Origin of the sequence: Morganella sp. EGD-HP17, assembly GCF_000512315.2 — a bacterium.
In the GTDB taxonomy this organism is placed as follows: Bacteria; Pseudomonadota; Gammaproteobacteria; order Enterobacterales; family Enterobacteriaceae; genus Morganella; species Morganella morganii.
In genome coordinates this window covers 149528-166982 of sequence record NZ_AZRH01000007.1, presented here as the reverse complement: position 1 = coordinate 166982, position 17455 = coordinate 149528, and the positions used below count along the sequence as shown (strand labels likewise).

The 17455-nt window shown below is 52.6% G+C and carries 17 protein-coding genes; 11 read left to right on the top strand and 6 right to left on the bottom strand.

All coding sequences use genetic code 11. From position 1 onward, the window contains the following. Positions 1-3: 3 nt before the first annotated feature. From X965_RS09690 to crcB, 3 genes are read left to right on the top strand one after another with little or no spacing between them, the layout of a single operon-like run. Positions 4-1170 (top strand): NAD-binding protein, encoded by a 1167-nt coding sequence (locus X965_RS09690; RefSeq protein WP_004242104.1) that lies wholly within the window; start codon positions 4-6, stop codon positions 1168-1170. 12 nt (positions 1171-1182) lie between these two features. Beyond that, entirely contained in the window at positions 1183-2265 is a 1083-nt protein-coding gene (locus X965_RS09685; protein WP_004242105.1) for an FUSC family protein, read from the top strand. A gap of 40 nt (positions 2266-2305) precedes the next feature. Further along, positions 2306-2689, top strand: a complete 384-nt coding sequence (crcB, locus tag X965_RS09680) for a fluoride efflux transporter CrcB (RefSeq protein ID WP_004237097.1) — start codon at positions 2306-2308, stop codon at positions 2687-2689. 12 nt (positions 2690-2701) lie between these two features. On the opposite strand, the gene X965_RS09675 is transcribed toward crcB, so the two are convergent. Continuing rightward, positions 2702-3370, bottom strand: coding sequence for a YtjB family periplasmic protein (locus X965_RS09675; protein ID WP_004237098.1), 669 nt, complete (start codon positions 3368-3370; stop codon positions 2702-2704). 101 nt (positions 3371-3471) lie between these two features. Between X965_RS09675 and serB the strand changes: the two genes are divergently transcribed. The 3 genes from serB to nadR are packed head-to-tail and all read left to right on the top strand — an operon-like array spanning position 3472 to position 7138. Further along, positions 3472-4449: a phosphoserine phosphatase gene (serB, locus tag X965_RS09670; RefSeq protein ID WP_004242106.1), complete on the top strand. Its 978-nt coding sequence runs from the start codon at positions 3472-3474 to the stop codon at positions 4447-4449. Positions 4450-4474: 25 nt separating this feature from the next. Beyond that, positions 4475-5863, top strand: a complete 1389-nt coding sequence (gene radA, locus X965_RS09665; protein WP_015422438.1) for a DNA repair protein RadA — start codon at positions 4475-4477, stop codon at positions 5861-5863. Between the two features lie 12 nt (positions 5864-5875). Next, positions 5876-7138 carry a multifunctional transcriptional regulator/nicotinamide-nucleotide adenylyltransferase/ribosylnicotinamide kinase NadR gene (gene nadR, locus X965_RS09660; RefSeq protein ID WP_004237101.1) on the top strand — a complete coding sequence of 421 codons (1263 nt, stop codon included), beginning with the start codon at positions 5876-5878 and terminating at the stop codon, positions 7136-7138. A gap of 346 nt (positions 7139-7484) precedes the next feature. On the opposite strand, the gene ettA is transcribed toward nadR, so the two are convergent. Together ettA and X965_RS09650 are read right to left on the bottom strand one after the other, a co-directional pair. Next, positions 7485-9152, bottom strand: coding sequence for an energy-dependent translational throttle protein EttA (gene ettA / locus X965_RS09655; protein ID WP_032099035.1), 1668 nt, complete (start codon positions 9150-9152; stop codon positions 7485-7487). A 213-nt stretch (positions 9153-9365) separates the two neighbouring features. Beyond that, complete coding sequence (locus tag X965_RS09650; protein WP_004237103.1) at positions 9366-9791, bottom strand: Exc2 family lipoprotein; 426 nt, start codon at positions 9789-9791, stop codon at positions 9366-9368. Between the two features lie 579 nt (positions 9792-10370). Here X965_RS09650 and sltY point away from each other — a divergent pair. Together sltY and trpR are read left to right on the top strand one after the other, a co-directional pair. Further along, positions 10371-12296, top strand: a complete 1926-nt coding sequence (gene sltY, locus X965_RS09645; RefSeq protein WP_036417897.1) for a murein transglycosylase — start codon at positions 10371-10373, stop codon at positions 12294-12296. A gap of 110 nt (positions 12297-12406) precedes the next feature. Continuing rightward, positions 12407-12712, top strand: a complete 306-nt coding sequence (gene trpR / locus X965_RS09640; protein ID WP_004237105.1) for a trp operon repressor — start codon at positions 12407-12409, stop codon at positions 12710-12712. A 1-nt stretch (position 12713) separates the two neighbouring features. Here trpR and X965_RS09635 read toward each other — a convergent pair whose 3' ends face one another. Further along, on the bottom strand, positions 12714-13577 hold the full coding sequence (locus tag X965_RS09635) for a helix-turn-helix domain-containing protein (protein WP_004237106.1): 864 nt from the start codon (positions 13575-13577) through the stop codon (positions 12714-12716). Between the two features lie 169 nt (positions 13578-13746). Between X965_RS09635 and X965_RS09630 the strand changes: the two genes are divergently transcribed. Next, positions 13747-14289, top strand: coding sequence for a GNAT family N-acetyltransferase (locus tag X965_RS09630; protein WP_004237107.1), 543 nt, complete (start codon positions 13747-13749; stop codon positions 14287-14289). A gap of 50 nt (positions 14290-14339) precedes the next feature. Here X965_RS09630 and yjjX read toward each other — a convergent pair whose 3' ends face one another. After that, positions 14340-14876 (bottom strand): inosine/xanthosine triphosphatase, encoded by a 537-nt coding sequence (gene yjjX / locus X965_RS09625; RefSeq protein ID WP_004237108.1) that lies wholly within the window; start codon positions 14874-14876, stop codon positions 14340-14342. A 189-nt stretch (positions 14877-15065) separates the two neighbouring features. On the opposite strand from yjjX, the gene gpmB reads away from it, so the two are divergent. Then, positions 15066-15713: a 2,3-diphosphoglycerate-dependent phosphoglycerate mutase GpmB gene (gpmB, locus tag X965_RS09620; RefSeq protein WP_004237109.1), complete on the top strand. Its 648-nt coding sequence runs from the start codon at positions 15066-15068 to the stop codon at positions 15711-15713. Between the two features lie 75 nt (positions 15714-15788). Here gpmB and robA read toward each other — a convergent pair whose 3' ends face one another. Further along, a complete protein-coding gene (robA, locus tag X965_RS09615; protein ID WP_004242113.1) occupies positions 15789-16709 on the bottom strand; it encodes an MDR efflux pump AcrAB transcriptional activator RobA in 921 nt (306 codons plus the stop codon). Between the two features lie 211 nt (positions 16710-16920). Between robA and creA the strand changes: the two genes are divergently transcribed. Next, positions 16921-17412: a protein CreA gene (gene creA, locus X965_RS09610; protein ID WP_015422440.1), complete on the top strand. Its 492-nt coding sequence runs from the start codon at positions 16921-16923 to the stop codon at positions 17410-17412. Positions 17413-17455 lie beyond the last annotated feature (43 nt).

The window sequence follows — 17455 nt, the reverse complement described above, 5'->3', positions numbered from 1 at the left end:
AATATGCAGAGTAATCTACTGAAGACAGGGTTACATAAATTACTGAGTCTGCGGGTGATCCTGTCGGTGCTGCTGTTTATTGACGGGGTGATGATCCTGTCGCCGGTGCTGTTTTCCTATACCGGGGATATTGCCTGGCAGGACGGCGGTTTCACCGCGTGGTTACAGTCGCTCGGGTTTATAAAACTGCTGGATATTCCCCGCTTTATGCTGGGGTTACTGCTGGCACTGCTGGCGCTGCTGATGCTGACCGGCGCACGCATCGCCTGGCTGTTCTCCCTGTTTATCCTGCTCACGATGGTACTGATGGATCTGGGGCTGGCCCGGGAATACTCACTGCAGGGGTTGTTCTCGCTGGCGCTGCTGATTGCGTCCGGCTGCCTGTGGCGGCAGTTCCCGCATCACAGCCTGACCAGTGCCGGCGTGGTGGCGGTCAGCAGTATTATCCTGCTGGTGGTGTATTCCGTCTTCGGCACCCTGTATCTCGGCAATGAATTCCAGCCGCATGTCACGGATATCTCAGCTGCCTTCTACTTTGCCCTGGTCTGTATGACCACGGTCGGCTTCGGGGACATCATCCCGATCAGCGTGGAAGCGCGGATGTTTACCCTGACGGTGGTGGTGTTCGGTATCACGATTTTCACCACATCCATTGTGTACATTGTGGGTGTCGTCCTGCGCGGCACACGCGAGATTGTCAAAAAGAGGTTGTTACACATGAAAGAGCATTATGTTGTTATCGGCGCGAATCCGCTGGCGGTCAATATCTATAAAGGACTGAAAAAACGCGGTTTGCAGGTGGTGGTGATCTGTTCTGATGAGGACAAAAAGCACTTCCCTGACGGCACCGTGACCGTGGCCGGTGACAGTGCGGATGCCGTGACCCTGAATGAAGCTAATGTCAAAGATGCCCGCTGTGTGATGGCTATCAGTGATAATGATGCGGATAACACCTTTGCGCTGCTGGCGGTGAAACAGCTGGCCGGTGAAGGCGTGAAAACCGTGACTGTGGTGAATCAGGAAGAGAACCGCGACAAAATGCGCCTGCTGCATGCGGATATGACCTTCTCCCTGTCACAGCTCGGCAGTGAAGTGCTGATGAAAATGCTGTGCGGTGAAAGCATCAATAACAGCGTTATGGCTGACATCTTATTAGCCAAAGCGCCATAAGCAGGGCCGGTTGTGAAGCATAAAGAAAAAAAAATAAATCTGAGCCACGGGATCTCCCGGGCTCAGTCATTTTTCTATTCCCGGTTTAAACAGCTGCACGGCATCCGCATTGCGCTGGCATTTACACTGACGTTTCTGGTGTTCCGGGAATTACACAGCGATAAGCTCGATTATATCATTATGACACTTATCTCTATCCTGATGCCGATGCCGTACTGGGGAAATGTGCTGATCCGCTCGATGCAGCGCACCCTCGGCACCGTTATCGGCTCACTGATAGGGATGCTGCTGCTGTATACGGAAACCCACTCTTTCCCGCTGATGCTGGCGCTGGCGACCATTGCGATGTTTGTCTGCGGCCTGATTGCGCTGGGCAAAAATATGTATGTCGGGATGCTGATCGGGATGACCATCAGTATCGTTGCCACCGCACCTGTCGGGGACATGGACTCTGCGCTTATCCGTTCGGCGCAGACGGTGGGCGGCTCGATTCTGGCACTGGTGTTCTCGGCGATCCTGCCGCTGAAAGGGTTTGTGTTCTGGCGGATGAATATCAGCACTATTCTGCGCGATATTGCCAGATTATATGATGAGCACATCATGAAACTGAGCAGTACCGACCCGGAACGGTGGGATAATCAGCTGAAAGACACGTTATCCACACTGCTGACCTGTAATACCTACATTGCACCGGCTGTCAAAGAAACCCATGTTCCGGCTGCCACCTTTACGGCCATTCATGGGCGCATCCGGCGGCTGGTGGCGATACTGGAACTGCTGACCGATACCTTCAGTAAAAACTACTTCGCTCATGCGCTGAACACCGAAAATCCCTACATTGTGCAGTTGCAGAAAAGCAACAGTGAGATCATGAAACTGCTCTCTGATATCTTTGTGCAGGGGAAAGACGATGACACCATGGATAAGCTCCAGGCACTGCGTGCCAGCACACATGAGCTGCATCAGAAGATCAATGCACAGCCGGAAAGTAACTCGGCGGATGCCATGATGGTCGGGATGAGTGTGGAAGTAATCAAGCTGCTGGATGAAGTGTGCGGGCTGGTTCAGATTGACATTTTAAAGAAATGCGCATAAACACAGAAATATTGAAACAAAAATGACGTAAGGTTTTTCTATGTTAAATGTGATCCTCAGCATTTCCGCAGGATCAGTACTCGGCGGCCTCGGCCGCTGGGTGTTGAGTAATAAATTCAACCCGGTGCTGGCAATGATGCCGCTGGGGACGTATCTCGCTAATATTATTGCCGGTTATATTATCGGGCTGGCGGTGGCGTTTTTCTCTTCTCACCCGACACTTCCGGCGGAATGGCGGCTGTTTATTGTCACCGGTTTCTGCGGCGCGTTATCGACATTCTCGACTTTTTCACTCGAGATTGTGCAGGCTTTCCAGGCCGGGCGCATCCACCACGGTATGGCAGAAATCGCCCTGCATGTACTCAGCTCCCTGCTGATGACCTGGCTCGGCCTGCTGACCTGGCAGGTGTTGCAGCACCGGTAAAAAAAGGGGAAATTATTCCCCTTTTTCTTTCTCTTCCGTTTTCTTCCCCGGCTTTTCATCTTCATTTTTCAGATTGGCGGTCAGCAGATACAGGGATTGCTGCCAGCGGCTCGGGGTCAGCTGCAGCAGGTTATTGGCGAGCACAAAGCCGATACCGAGAGCGAGAAGTAACATCACCCGCAGCAGGTTGGTGGTGTTATCCACCTGGGTGGATTCTGTGGCCAGACGGTGGGTATCGATGGTCAGGCGCAGAAAGCCTTTTGGGCCTTTTTTCCCGGGGATGGCGGCGACAATCTGATGATTAAAATAACTGCCGGCTTTTTGTCCGTCCAGCGCCAGCCGGTCGCGGACAGTGATACTCTCGCCGCTGCCGGCTATCTGTACCCCGTCATCCTGATATACTGTGGCATCGAGAATGCGGCTGTTGGTGGTCAGCTGCGCTAAATTTGCCGTAATTTGTTTCTTATTGAGCACTTTCCCGTTATCGTCTATAGCATCGGAAAGGTTAAACGCCACCTGTTGTGCCAGCGAATAGGCCAGTTCATTAAACTGGTCCATTGACGACTGCTGGTGGACGCGGCTGAAATAAGACACACCCTGTAACAGACACACCATCAGGGCGAGACAAATCAGAATAATGGCTGTTTTATGCAGCCGGAATGTTAACTTCGTTTTGGCCATTGTTTATCCGTTTTTCCGTTGTCGCCACCATATTGCCAGAAGCGGAAATTTTTATCTGCTACCATCATGAATATTATCAGGGATTATAGGAGTATCTGTTGATGTCGACGAGTCTGACCTACTGTTATTTGCCGAATGAAATCCATAAGTGGCCGGGCCTTCCTCTTTCCCTGAGCGGTGATGAAGTGATGCCGCTGGACTACCGGGCGGGTGACAGCGGCTGGCTGCTGTACGGACGCGGGCTGGATAAGGCGCGGATCAGCGATTTCCAGCACCGTCTGGGTGCGGCAATTGTGGTGGTCTCGTCATGGCGGATTGATGACTATCAGGTGGTGCGGATTGCGGGCAGTCTGACCGGGCGCATCAAGCGGGTGGCGGATGAGTTTCAGATGGATGTCGTGCCGCTGGGTAATATCCCGAAACTGCGCTCCCCCGGATTACTGATGATGGATATGGATTCCACTGCGATCCAAATCGAATGTATCGATGAAATCGCCAGATTAGCCGGCGTCGGTGATGAAGTCGCGGAGGTGACGGAAAGAGCGATGCAGGGCGAACTGGATTTCAGCGAAAGCCTGAAAGCGCGTGTCGGCCTGCTGGCCGGGGCGGATGCCGCCATTTTACAGCAGGTGCTGGATACGCTGCCGCTGATGCCGGGGCTGACCAGCCTGGTGCGTAAACTCCAGGCGATGGACTGGCATGTCGCGATTGCTTCCGGCGGATTTACTTTCTACGCCAATCATTTAAAAGATTCTCTGCGCCTGATTGCCGTCTATGCCAATCAGCTGGAAATCAAAGACGGCAAACTGACCGGCAAAGTCAAAGGTCCGGTGGTGGATGCCAAATACAAAGCGCAGGCGCTGGTGAAACTGGCGGAATTTCTCAATATTCCTTTAGAGCAGACCGTGGCGATCGGTGATGGTGCCAATGACCTGAAAATGCTGAAAAAAGCCGGTCTCGGTATTGCCTTCCACGCCAAACCGAAAGTGTATGCACGGGCAAAAGTGGCTATCCGCCATGCCGACCTGATGGGGGTGATGTGCACCCTCAGTGGTGGTCTGAAACACGAAGAACGTTAATTTATCAGTTATTACGGGGTCACGAGTGGCAAAACCAGCAAAACGCGCCTTTGTCTGTAACGAGTGCGGGGCGGATTATCCCCGCTGGCAGGGGCAGTGCACCGCGTGTCAGGCGTGGAATACCATCACGGAAGTCCGGCTGGCTTCTGTCTCATCGTCTGCGGCACGCAATGATCGCCTCAGCGGCTATGCGGGGCAGAGCGGTGTCAGCAAAGTACAGAAGCTGTCGGAAATCAGTCTTGAGGAACTGCCGCGTTTCTCCACCGGTTTCAAAGAATTTGACCGTGTGCTGGGCGGCGGCGTGGTACCGGGCAGTGCCATTCTGATCGGCGGTAACCCGGGCGCCGGGAAAAGTACCCTGCTGTTACAGACCATGTGCCAGCTCGCCGCACAGATGAAAACCCTGTATGTCACGGGGGAGGAATCCTTACAGCAGGTGGCGATGCGGGCGCACCGCCTCGGGCTGCCGATGGACAATCTCAATATGCTGTCGGAAACGGCGATTGAGCAGATTTGCCTGATCGCAGAGCAGGAACAGCCGAAGCTGATGGTGATTGACTCCATCCAGGTGATGCACATGGCGGATATTCAGTCTTCGCCGGGCAGTGTGGCACAGGTACGCGAAACAGCTGCCTATCTGACCCGCTTTGCCAAAACCCGGGGTGTGGCGATCATTATGGTCGGCCACGTCACCAAAGACGGCTCTCTGGCAGGACCGAAGGTACTCGAGCACTGTATTGACTGCTCGGTCATGCTCGACGGCGAGGCCGATTCCCGTTTCCGCACACTGCGCAGCCATAAAAACCGCTTTGGTGCGGTGAATGAGCTGGGTGTGTTTGCCATGACGGAGCAGGGGCTGCGCGAGGTGAGCAACCCGTCCGCCATTTTCCTGAGCCGCGGGGATGAAATCACGTCCGGCAGTTCGGTGATGGTGGTCTGGGAAGGCACACGTCCGCTGCTGGTGGAAATCCAGGCGCTGGTGGATCACTCCATGATGTCGAATCCGCGCCGTGTGGCGGTCGGGCTGGAGCAGAACCGGCTGGCTATCCTGCTGGCGGTACTGCATCGTCACGGCGGATTGCAGATGTCGGATCAGGATGTGTTCGTCAACGTGGTCGGCGGGGTGAAAGTCACCGAAACCAGTGCGGATCTGGCGCTGCTTCTCTCGCTGGTCTCCAGTTTCCGTGACCGGCCGATCCCGCGTGATGTGGTGATCTTCGGCGAAGTGGGACTGGCAGGGGAAATCCGTCCGGTACCGAGCGGCCAGGAGCGGATCTCGGAAGCGGCCAAACACGGTTTTAAACGGGCGATTGTGCCGAATGCCAACCGCCCGAAAAACCCACCGCCGGGTATGCAGGTGTTCGGGGTGAAAAAACTGTCGGATGCCCTGTCTGTGCTGGATGAACTGGAATAAGTGAGGCAGAGAATGACCGATTTTTCCTATCTGAAACAAGCCATTAAACAGGCGGGTGTCACACTCCAGCAACTGGCGGATCAGTGCGGAGTGACCAAAGGGTATCTCAGCCAGCTGATTAACAACAAAATCAAAAGTCCCGGCGGCCAGAAGCTGGCCGGGCTGCACAGTGCGCTGGGGCTGGATTATCCGCTGAAGCAGAAAATTACCGGGGTGGTGTTCGGGAAATTTTACCCGCTGCACACCGGCCATATTTATCTGATCCAGCGGGCGTGCAGCCAGGTGGATGAGCTGCATGTGATCCTCTGTCACGACGAACCGCGTGATAAAGCGTTGTTTATCAACAGTTCGATGTCTCAGCAGCCGACCGTCAGTGATCGCCTGCGCTGGCTTCTGCAAACGTTTAAATATCAGAAAAATATCCGCATTCACTCATTTGATGAGCACGCTTATGATCCGTATCCGCACGGCTGGGAACACTGGAGTCAGGGTGTGTGTCAGTTTATGCGGGAAAAAGGGATCACGCCGGATTTTATCTATTCAGGCGAAAAAGCGGATGTGCCGCGTTACCGTGAATCGTTCGGCATTGAAACAGTGCTTATCGACCCGGAACGTACCTTTATGAATATCAGCGGGCGGCAGATCCGTCAGGCGCCGTTCCGCTACTGGGACTATATTCCGACAGAGGTCAAACCCTTCTTTGTGCGCACTGTGGCGGTGCTCGGCGGGGAATCCAGCGGAAAATCCACCCTCGTCAATAAACTGGCGAATATGTTCAATACCACCAGTGCCTGGGAATACGGACGCGATTATGTGTTTTCCCACCTGGGCGGTGATGAAATGGCGCTGCAATATTCCGACTATGACAAAATCGCGCTGGGGCATGCTCAGTATATTGATTTTGCAGTAAAATATGCCAATAAAGTTGCGTTTGTTGATACGGATTTTGTCACGACCCAGGCTTTCTGCAAACGGTATGAGGGTAAAGAGCATCCGTTTGTGCAGGCACTGATTGCGGAGTACCGCTTTGACCTGGTGATCCTGCTGGAAAATAACACGCCGTGGGTGGCTGACGGACTGCGCAGCCTCGGCAGTGACAATGACCGCAAAGCGTTTCAGGATCTGCTGATCGATATGCTGCGGGAAAACGGCATTAAGTTTGTCCATGTGACATCGGCGGATTACGATACCCGTTTTCTCGAGTGCGTCGAGCTGGTTCAGCGTCTGCTGATGCTGGATACCCCTGAAATTCGTGACGGGGATCAGCAAAAATAAAGAATGTTGTGAGAATCGAAAAATAATCAGGTAATTTCCGTGAGAAATTATTTTTCTCTTCTATACTGAAAGAACAAGGACAACACACAGCGTCCGACAGAATTCAGGGCAACAAAGGGAGGAAAGATGAAGAGTAAAGGATCCCTTTACTGATGGTGTTAACTGATTGATTTGTTTATCAGTTTTAAGTGTTATGAAAGCGGTAAGTATGAAGTAGTAAGTCAGCTTCGGTTGTACCTTAAGTACCAGGTTCAATGTAATACCCGTAACAAAAGACACTCTTTTATCCATCCAACCAAAAAATGCCGCGCGGTCCCTCACCACGCGGCATTTTCCGTTATATGGCCTATTTGGTCATACGTTTGTACTTGATGCGGTGCGGCTCCAGTGCGGCCTCGCCGAGAGTTCGTTTCTTGTAATCTTCATATTCACTGAAGTTACCTTCGAAGAACTCCACTTTGCCCTCATCCTGATAGTCGATGATATGGGTGGCGATACGGTCAAGGAACCAGCGGTCATGGGAAATGACCATAGCGCAGCCCGGGAATTCCAGCAGGGCGTTTTCCAGTGCCCGCAGGGTTTCGATATCCAGGTCGTTGGTTGGTTCATCGAGCAGCAGCATGTTGCCGCCGACCTGCAGCAGTTTGGCCAGATGCAGACGGCCGCGCTCACCACCGGATAACTCACCGACACGTTTGCCCTGGTCAACGCCTTTGAAGTTAAAGCGTCCGACATAAGCACGGCTCGGGATCTCAGTGGTGCCGATACGCATGATATCCTGCCCGCCGGACACTTCTTCCCAGACGGTTTTCTTATCATCCATGGCATCACGGAACTGATCAACAGACGCGATAGTCACGGTATCACCGAGAGTGATAGTACCGGAATCCGGCTGTTCTTTGCCGCTGATCATACGGAACAGGGTGGATTTACCCGCGCCGTTCGGCCCGATAATCCCGACAATCGCCCCTTTCGGCAGCGAGAAACTCAGGTTATCGATCAGGGTACGGCCATCATAGGATTTGGTCAGGTTTTCCACTTCCAGAACTTTGTCACCCAGACGCGGACCAGGCGGAATAAAGAGTTCGTTGGTCTCATTACGTTTCTGGTACTCGACGCTGTTCAGTTCCTCAAAGCGGGCCAGACGGGCCTTGCCTTTGGATTGACGACCCTTCGGATTCTGACGGATCCACTCCAGCTCTTTCTCGATAGACTTGCGGCGGGCAGCTTCAGAAGACGCTTCCTGTGCCAGACGGGCATCTTTCTGCTCCAGCCAGCTGGAGTAGTTTCCTTCCCACGGAATACCTTCACCGCGGTCAAGTTCGAGGATCCAGCCGGCGACGTTATCAAGGAAGTAACGGTCGTGGGTGATCGCCACAACGGTACCCTCGTAGTCGTGCAGGAAGCGTTCCAGCCAGGCGACAGATTCCGCATCCAGGTGGTTGGTCGGTTCGTCGAGCAGCAGCATATCCGGTTTTTCCAGCAGCAGGCGGCAGATAGCCACACGGCGGCGCTCACCCCCGGACAGATTACCGATTTTGGCATCCCAGGCCGGTAAACGCAGGGCATCTGCCGCACGTTCCAGCTGGTTATCCAGATTATGGCCGTCATGAGACTGGATAATCGCTTCCAGTTCACCCTGCTCTTTGGCGAGTTTGTCAAAATCCGCATCCGGATCGGCGTACAGCGCGTACACTTCATCCAGACGGGTCAGGGCATTTTTCACTTCCGCAACCGCTTCTTCAACCGCTTCACGGACAGTGTGTTCCGGATTCAGTTTCGGTTCCTGCGGCAGATAGCCGATGTTCAGGCCGGGCTGCGGACGTGCTTCGCCCTCAATATCGGTATCCACACCTGCCATGATGCGCAGCAGGGTTGATTTACCGGCACCATTCAGGCCGAGAACACCGATTTTGGCGCCCGGGAAGAAACTCAGAGAGATATCTTTCAGTATATGACGCTTCGGCGGCACAATTTTGCCGACACGGTGCATCGAATAAACGTATTGAGCCAATGTAGTCTACCTTTTTTCGTTGATGGGGCATCTGCGGGGCATTATGACTAAGTTTTACGTTTAGTTAAAGCCACTCCGGTGTCAGTATTGCCCGGTTGCCGGCAGTGACCGGCGGGTACAGCAGATTCCCCATTCTAACACCGGCCTGCGTTATTCTCACGGTGATCGTGCCGTCGCCGGGATCCGTATCATGATGAACCCGGGGCCGGTGTGCTAACGGCCGCTGTAACCGGCCTCATAAGCAGCAATAATATTGTCTGTCAGCATTTTTTTCTGCCGGTCCGTGCGGTCACTTTCATTTACTTTCTCAGTATGTACTTTTGGTGAAATAAACTGTGTTGTCCCGGTCATACGGCTCAAAAATTCGTTACTTCTGAAATAACTAATTCGCTCTTTATATTGTTGCGGTGTTATTCCGTCTTTTTTATCTTTTATACCGGCATCATAGAATTGTTTAAAAAACGGCGTCATAAGTTTAACGGAGCCATTTATATGAGTCTGAAAGTTAGGGTCAGAATCCTGCGCGGCCTGCTGGTAGACATAGTGTCGGGTGATTTTCTCATAGGCGGTCTGCTGTGATGCACATGCTGTCAGAGCAAATAATGCAGAGATGATTATTATGTTTTTTATATTATTCATAATGTATTACGTCCTTTACGGTTATCAGTAAACCGGATGTGGTGTAAAAATATGAGAATATTTTTAATGGAAACCGGAAATACAGCAAGTGATGTACATCATATATTTTATGATTTCTGTCTGTAATCTGGAAAATAAAAATACTTCAAAAATATAACTATCTGATTAATTAAAATAGCGTGTTTATCCCGGAGCAAGGGGTAAAAAAAAGACGACCGGAGTCGTCTGAAATGTGTTCACTACTTATAGAGTTATTGGTAGTGCTCAGGATCCCGTTTACGGCGGTAGCCGGTTTCCTGAAGTGTTATCATTATAATTTTAAATTTAACTTTACTATATAGCAAGAATGATGAGTGCACCAGACGATATCACTGCATTCTGTTTAATAAACCATCATTTACGGCAAAGGGAATGCATAATAAGAATAATCAGACATATATTCTGAATAATATAATTTCCGGTATCTGGTTATCCGGTACAACGGTATGATTTGTGTCTGCGTGACAGGGCACTTACACTGTGTATCAGGGTCTGAGGTATTGTGCAGATAAACGGTAATGAAGGAGACAGGAGCAGATCATGAGGAAATGTATATGGCCGGGCGTGACAGCCCTCAGCATGCTGATGTTTTCAGCACTGGCGTCAGCGGATTCACTGAGTGAGCAGCGTCAGCGCTATCAGGATGTCAAATCTGCCTGGGATGCCAATAATATGGCGGAAGTGGAACGCCTGATGCCGTCACTGCGGGATTATCCGCTCTATCCTTATCTGGAATACCGTGAGCTGACACAGGACATGAGCCTGCTGACAGCAGGTCAGGTGAAAAATTTTACGGATACCCATCCGAACCTGCCGTCAGCGGCAAGTCTGAAAAATAAATTTATCAGTGAGCTGGCCAAACGTAATGACTGGCAGGGGCTGGTCAGCTACAGCACGACTGTACCAAAACCGGTCAGTGCGAAGTGTGACTATTACTATGCCAACTGGCAGACCGGAAACCGTCAGGTGGCGCTGGACGGGGCGAAATCAGTCTGGCTGGCGGGAAATTCCCTGCCGTCCTCCTGCGATAAGTTATTTGATGTCTGGGATCAGTCCGGCGGACTGACACCGGAACGTGTTCTTGAACGCATCAGCCTGGCGCTGAAAAACGGCAACACCTCTCTGGTCAGTTATCTGGCAAAACGCCTGCCTGCCTCTTATCAGACCATCAGCAATGGTGTGATTAACTTACAGAAAAACCCGGCATCAGTGGTGACATTTGCCCAGCTGAGCCCGACGGATTTCACCCGCGAGGCCACCATCTCCGCTTTCTCCGCCTATGCCCGCAAATCACCGGATGCGGCACGGGCTGACCTGAACAGTGTGGCGCGCGCCCAGAAAATGAATGACAGCGAGCGTCAGCAACTGAAAGATGCTGTCGCGTGGCAGTATATGGGGAGCGACGTGACAGATGAGCAGGCTGCCTGGCGTGATGGGGTGATTCAGGAAACCGATTCTGTCACCCTGCGCGAGCGCCGTGTGCGTCTGGCGCTGAGTAACGCGGATGACCGTGATCTGGATCGCTGGCTGACCCGGTTACCGGCGGATGCTCAGCAGAAAGAGGAATGGCAGTACTGGCGCGCCGTATTGCTGGAAAAAGGCGGCAATAAAGCGGCAGCAGATGCCATTCTGGAAAAAATCACTCAGGGTCGCGGGTTCTATCCGATGGTGGCGGCACAGCGTCTGGGTAAACCGTATGTCATGATGATCAATGCGGCGGATAAACCGGACAACAGCATCAGCAATCTGCCGGAAATTCAGCGTATCCGTGAGCTGCTGTACTGGCAGATGGAAGGGCTGGCCCGCACCGAGTGGCTGAATCTGGTGGACAGCCAGACACCGGCGCGCAAAGCACAGCTGGCGCGTTATGCGCTGGAGCAGGGCTGGGCGGATCTGAGTGTGCAGGCGACGATCAACGGCAAGCTGTGGGATCATCTGGAAGAGCGCTTCCCGCTGGCCTGGCAGAGTGAGTTTGATGAGTTCACTCAGAATAAAAATATCAGCAAAAGCTATGCGATGGCGATAGCCCGTCAGGAAAGTGCCTGGAACCCGCAGGCGCGTTCGCCGGTCGGCGCAACGGGGCTGATGCAGCTGATGCCGGCAACGGCAACCCAGACGGTCCGCGACAATGGTATTGCGGATTACAGCAATAGTGCGCAGCTGGTTAATCCGCGCAAAAATATCGAGATAGGCACCGCGTATCTCAACGGCGTGTATAACCAGTTCGGTCAGAACCGGATCCTGGCGAGTGCTGCGTATAACGCAGGCCCGAACCGTGTGACCCGCTGGCTGAGCAACAGCGGCGGACGGCTCGATGCGGTTGCCTTCGTGGAAACCATTCCGTTCGCGGAAACCCGGGGTTATGTGAAGAATGTGCTGGCATTTGATGTCTTTTATCAGAACTTCCTGAAAGGGCAGCGCCCGGCGGATGTACTGACACCTTCCGAACAATCAATGCGTTACTGATCATTCCCCTCCGGCCCGGTTCAGCAGAAGACAGCTGCACCGGGCTTGTGTTATCCTAGATGTACTAGTTAACGGGTACTTTTTGTACTCCCGATCCTATGGGGTGACACATGACGACAGACCAACTTCAGGACAGCGACTGGCAGCGCTTTGTCAGCCTGCTGCGCAATGCCTATTCACAGGATATTGAATCCCACCTTTTTCAGCTGCTTTTTACCCCGGATGAGCGCACAGCGCTGGGCACACGCGTGCGGATCGTCGAGGAACTGCTGCGCGGTAAGATGAGTCAGCGTGAGCTGAAAAGTGAGCTGGGGGTCGGCATTGCGACCATCACCCGCGGCTCCAACAGCCTGAAATATGCCCCGGAAGAGGTAAAAGCCTGGCTGGAGCAGGAACTCCTCAGCGGCAAAAAATAACTCAGCTGTTCTGCCGCCGGTATGTTGTCAGAGAAATACCTGTTTCCCGTCTGAAATAGCGGCACAGGTAGGACGGGTCATCAAAGTGCAGTTTATCTGCGATCTGCTCCACTGACAGCGTGCTGTAACGCAGGAGTGTCTTGATTTCAGGGATAACCCGGCGGTTGATCAGTGACTTGGGCGAGTGATTGAAAAACGTTCCGGTCAGCTGTGACAGATAAAACGGCGTGATATTTAACCGCCGTGCATAGTACTGCACATCCCTGTGTTCCCGGCTGTGGCGGCAGATAAGTTCCCAGAACTGCCAGCACAGCGTCTCTTTCCGGCTGTACTTCTGTATGGCGGCCGGGGCATCCGGCGGCATTCTTTCCGCTATCCGCAAAAACAGATTCTGTAAATGATTACGCTGCATGATATGCCGGTAAACCGGGCTGTTGCGGGTGATATCCTGCATTTGTGCCAGCCACATTGTCAGCAGCGATTTTTCTTCCGGCAGCGGAATGCAGCGGGGATATTCATGCAGAAACAGAAACAGCGGGTTCGGCAGGACATAGGCGATTTCGGCAGAGAAGGAGGCCGGGATCAGACAAAAAAACACACGGAATCCCCGTGAGCGCTTTTTCAGCAGCGCGATCGTATCTTCCGCCAGCACCAGAATATCCCCCGCCCGTACAGGCTGAGATTTAAAGTTCAGTGACATATGCGCGTATCCCGCCCGGCAGATCATCAGGGTGAGATACGCATTTCCGAAGGTCAGCGGTACGCCGTTGTGATCGGCCAGTGTGCTTTCCCCTGTCAGTAATGTGTCTGTTTCTTCCGTCAGCACCGGAATCTGATCTGTCAGTGTAATATCGTGAGTTGCCATTTTTGCCGTCCTGAAGCAGATATCAGAGGAAATTTATCACAATAGTTTTCAAAAGTACCGAAAGTGCGGAGGTTTGTTGCTTACCGCCGGTCTGCCGTCAGGCTACACTTCCCGTCATCACAGAGAGAGCCGCTGAGGCTGAATGTATAACTGAAGTAAGGTAAGCAGTATGAAATTAGAAACAGAACGTATGATTCTGCGCCCGTGGGCAGAAACCGATGCCGCCGATTTATATGAAGTGGCGAAAGATGACCGCGTCGGCCCGATTGCCGGCTGGCCGCCGCACAGTTGCGCTGAGGAAAGTGCCGATATTATCCGCACCGTTTTTAACCTTGATGAGGTCTATGCCACTGAACTGAAAGCGAACGGACGGGCTGTGGGCTGTATCGGGATCCTGATCGGTGAAAACAGCAACTTTGACATCAGTCAGCGGGAAGGGGAAATCGCCTACTGGATTGGTGTGCCGTACCAGGGACAGGGTCTGATCCCGGAAGCGGTCAGGGAAGTGATGCGCCATGCATTTGAAACACTGGAGCTGGATGCACTGTGGTGCGGCTATTTTGAAAACAATGAACAGTCACACCGCGCCCAGGCCAAATGCGGATTCCGTCATCATCATACCGAAGAGAATAAATTCAATCAGTTCCTGAATGATTACCGGACTGAACATATCAGCCGCATTACGCGGGAAGAGTGGCTGGCACAGCAGTAAATGTGCCGGGAAGGTCACCGGGCCGGTGAGTACCGGTCCGGTTTTTCAGATCAGGATTCTTTGGTGTTCAGGGATTTATAAATTTCATGCTGGATAGGCACCAGCGCCAGGATAATTGCCTGCTCATAGACACTGGTGCGGGTCAGCGCGCCGCCGGTGAAGAAACCGATCGCTCCGCCTTTCTGTTTGATATCTTCCACCCCGGTCAGGTCGGCCATTTCATCACCCAGTTCGCGGCCTTCGCGGATCCCCGCGAGAATTTTTTCCGGCAGCATCAGGCTGGCAGAACGGGATTCCCCGCGCAGCTGACGGTGCTCGATAACAATCCAGGCAAAGGTCATATCGCCTTCAATACCCGCCTCAACACCAACCCAAAAATCCGCTTCCGGTCTGACCTGACGGGCCGCATTGACGCGCTGGCGGGCACCGGTACGGGTTTCTGTGTTCCCGATAGGCTGCTGCGGCACACTGCTGTCCACATTGACATCTTCAATATCAAAATTGCCGTTACCCAGTACCACTTCAAAAGCGGAACGGATAGCCTGAATTTTGGCCGGATTAGTCGTTGCTGCGATAATATGAAACATGATAATTAAACTATCCACGTAATTATGTTTGCCGCAGTATAGCGAATATTGACGGCTTTCCGCAGATTTTTTTAGACGGTGCCGTGCGGTGAAAGAGTTTCAGGGATAAAGCGTGATCCCGGGAATGTTTTTACGGTATGGTAGCGGGGTAATCAGACTTTCACACAGTAAAAGCAGAGATTGATAGTTATGTCACAGGTATTTCTTGTCCGTCACGGCGAAACTGAATGGAACGTTCAGCGCCGTATCCAGGGTCATTCTGACAGCCCGTTAACACAAAGTGGTATCGATCAGGCGAAGCAGGTTGCCGCGCGTCTGAAAAATGAAGGGATCACCCATATTATTGCCAGTGATCTGGGCCGCACACAGCAGACCGCGAAACTGATCGCAGAAGCCTGCGGTTGTGAGATTATTGCGGATCCGCGTCTGCGTGAGCTCAATATGGGCGTGCTGGAAAAACGTCAGATCCATACCCTGACCGCAGAAGAAGAGGGCTGGCGTAAAAGTCTGCTTAACGGCGCGGAAGACGGGCGTATCCCGGAAGGGGAATCTCTCGCGGAGCTGGAAAGCCGGATGCGGGCGGCGCTGGAGAGCACGCTGGATCTGCCGGAGGGCAGCAAAGTTCTGCTGGTCAGTCACGGTATTGCGCTGGGATGCCTGATTGGCTCTGTGCTGGGGCTGCCGGCGTATGCGGAGCGCCGTCTGCGTCTGCGCAACTGTTCGTTATCCGTTCTGGAGTATCAGGAAAGCCCGTGGCTGGCGGATGGCTGGGTAGTTGAAACGGCCGGTGACACCACACATCTGAGTCTTCCGGCGCTGGATGAAGTGCAGCGCTGAGTAAACCGGTGAATCAGACACCGCCCGGGTGAACAAGACACCACCGGCGGCGGTGTTTGTTCTGCGGGAAGGCTGTTACTGCGCGTCACGTCTGACAGGAATATAGTATTTAAATTCCTCGATGTGATGGCGCGGATCAGTCTCATCCACATCAGCCGCATCCGGATAGCGGATGTCGGTTCCCTTTCTCAGTTTATAGCTCTCAATATCGTAACCACGGCGGCGGGTGATCCCCAGTCGCGGCACACACTGGCCGTAAATCGTGAACAGGAATTCCTGCATCGCACCGCGGTAAGGAATGCCGCTGAAGGTGAAGCAGAGATATTCGCCACCGGGCATTTCCACCTCGTGAACATTTTCCTCAGTGGTAAAGGCAGCAAATTCCTTCGCCACGGCAGTGGTGTAATGGACTGTCTGCTCATCTTCTTTGTCCGGATTACGGGTAGTGCTGTAAAGCCCGTAAACATAGTCCGGGATAGTTTTCGCCACAGAAATATGATGCAGCCAGAACTCCTGGCGCATGTGGGTACACGCGGTTGCCCAGTCTTCCAGACGATGTGAACAGCTGTTCTCTATACCGGTGACTGTGCGCGGCGGCAGCGTGACAAACTCGTGCTCCGGCATCGGCACATCATCAAGCAGAATGGCGGAGCAGATTCCGTCAGAGCACCATTCGTCAAGACGGCGGTACAGCGCAGGTGTTTTATTAAACTGTTTCTTGAATGCGCGGGTAAAGGTTTGCTGTGAATCGAAACGATACTGTAATGCGATATCTAAAATAGGACGGGCAGTCAGCCGCAGTGCAATGGCTGCGCGTGACAAACGGCGGGCGCGGATGTAAGCGCCGATGGCCTCACCGGTAACGTCCTTGAACATACGTTGTAAATGCCACTTGGAGTAGCCTGCCTTCGCAGCGACGTTATCGAGGGAAAGTGGCTGATCTAAATGCTCATCTAACCAACGGAGTAAATCGCGAATGATGCTGGTCTGATCCATACATCTCCCTTATTGGATTGATGAAGTTCTGAAAGAGATATAACGAATTTATATTCTAACCTGAGTGATTATCAACGGGATAATCATTTACCAATTCTTACTTTTGGCCGGAAAAAATGTTTTAAGAACAGGGCGACTATCATAAACTGGTAACATGGATTATCTTTAAAATCATACAATTTTCAAATGATTTTCTTGGGCTATTAAGATTATGAATCAGACTCGCCGGTCTATACTGGGAATTATCACAGCTATTTCATTGAGTTCGTTATCCTTTTTGAGCCATGGTGAAGAAATCGGCTCTGTGGACACCGTGTTCAAAATTCTGGGGCCGGACCACAAGATTGTGGTGGAAGCCTTTGATGATCCGGATGTGGAAAATATCACCTGTTACCTGAGCCGGGCAAAAACCGGCGGGATCTCGGGTGGGCTGGGTCTGGCGGAGGATACATCTGATGCCGCGATTTCCTGTCAGCAGGTCGGGCCGGTCACAGTCAGTGATAAAGTGAAAAAAGGCCGCAAAGATAAAGGCCAGGTGGTGTTCCAGAAGCGGACATCCATGGTATTCAAGAAGTTACAGGTGGTTCGTTTCTATGATGAGAAGCGTCACGCGCTGATTTATCTGACCTATTCGGATAAAGTGGTCGACGGCTCGCCGAAGAATGCGCTGAGCGCGGTGCCGATCATTCCGTGGAACAAATAACCGGATAACAGCAACAACAAATCCCCGGTGGTGCCAGGCATCA

Excerpts from the sequence above, each read along its gene's own strand:
- X965_RS09690 (WP_004242104.1), top strand. The coding sequence starts at position 4 with ATGCAGAGTAATCTACTGAAGACAGGGTTACATAAATTACTGAGTCTG.
- crcB (WP_004237097.1), top strand. The coding sequence starts at position 2,306 with ATGTTAAATGTGATCCTCAGCATTTCCGCAGGATCAGTACTCGGCGGC.
- X965_RS09675 (WP_004237098.1), bottom strand. The coding sequence starts at position 3,370 with ATGGCCAAAACGAAGTTAACATTCCGGCTGCATAAAACAGCCATTATT.
- serB (WP_004242106.1), top strand. The coding sequence starts at position 3,472 with ATGTCGACGAGTCTGACCTACTGTTATTTGCCGAATGAAATCCATAAG.
- nadR (WP_004237101.1), top strand. The coding sequence starts at position 5,876 with ATGACCGATTTTTCCTATCTGAAACAAGCCATTAAACAGGCGGGTGTC.
- X965_RS09650 (WP_004237103.1), bottom strand. The coding sequence starts at position 9,791 with ATGAATAATATAAAAAACATAATAATCATCTCTGCATTATTTGCTCTG.
- sltY (WP_036417897.1), top strand. The coding sequence starts at position 10,371 with ATGAGGAAATGTATATGGCCGGGCGTGACAGCCCTCAGCATGCTGATG.
- trpR (WP_004237105.1), top strand. The coding sequence starts at position 12,407 with ATGACGACAGACCAACTTCAGGACAGCGACTGGCAGCGCTTTGTCAGC.
- X965_RS09635 (WP_004237106.1), bottom strand. The coding sequence starts at position 13,577 with ATGGCAACTCACGATATTACACTGACAGATCAGATTCCGGTGCTGACG.
- X965_RS09630 (WP_004237107.1), top strand. The coding sequence starts at position 13,747 with ATGAAATTAGAAACAGAACGTATGATTCTGCGCCCGTGGGCAGAAACC.
- yjjX (WP_004237108.1), bottom strand. The coding sequence starts at position 14,876 with ATGTTTCATATTATCGCAGCAACGACTAATCCGGCCAAAATTCAGGCT.
- gpmB (WP_004237109.1), top strand. The coding sequence starts at position 15,066 with ATGTCACAGGTATTTCTTGTCCGTCACGGCGAAACTGAATGGAACGTT.
- robA (WP_004242113.1), bottom strand. The coding sequence starts at position 16,709 with ATGGATCAGACCAGCATCATTCGCGATTTACTCCGTTGGTTAGATGAG.
- creA (WP_015422440.1), top strand. The coding sequence starts at position 16,921 with ATGAATCAGACTCGCCGGTCTATACTGGGAATTATCACAGCTATTTCA.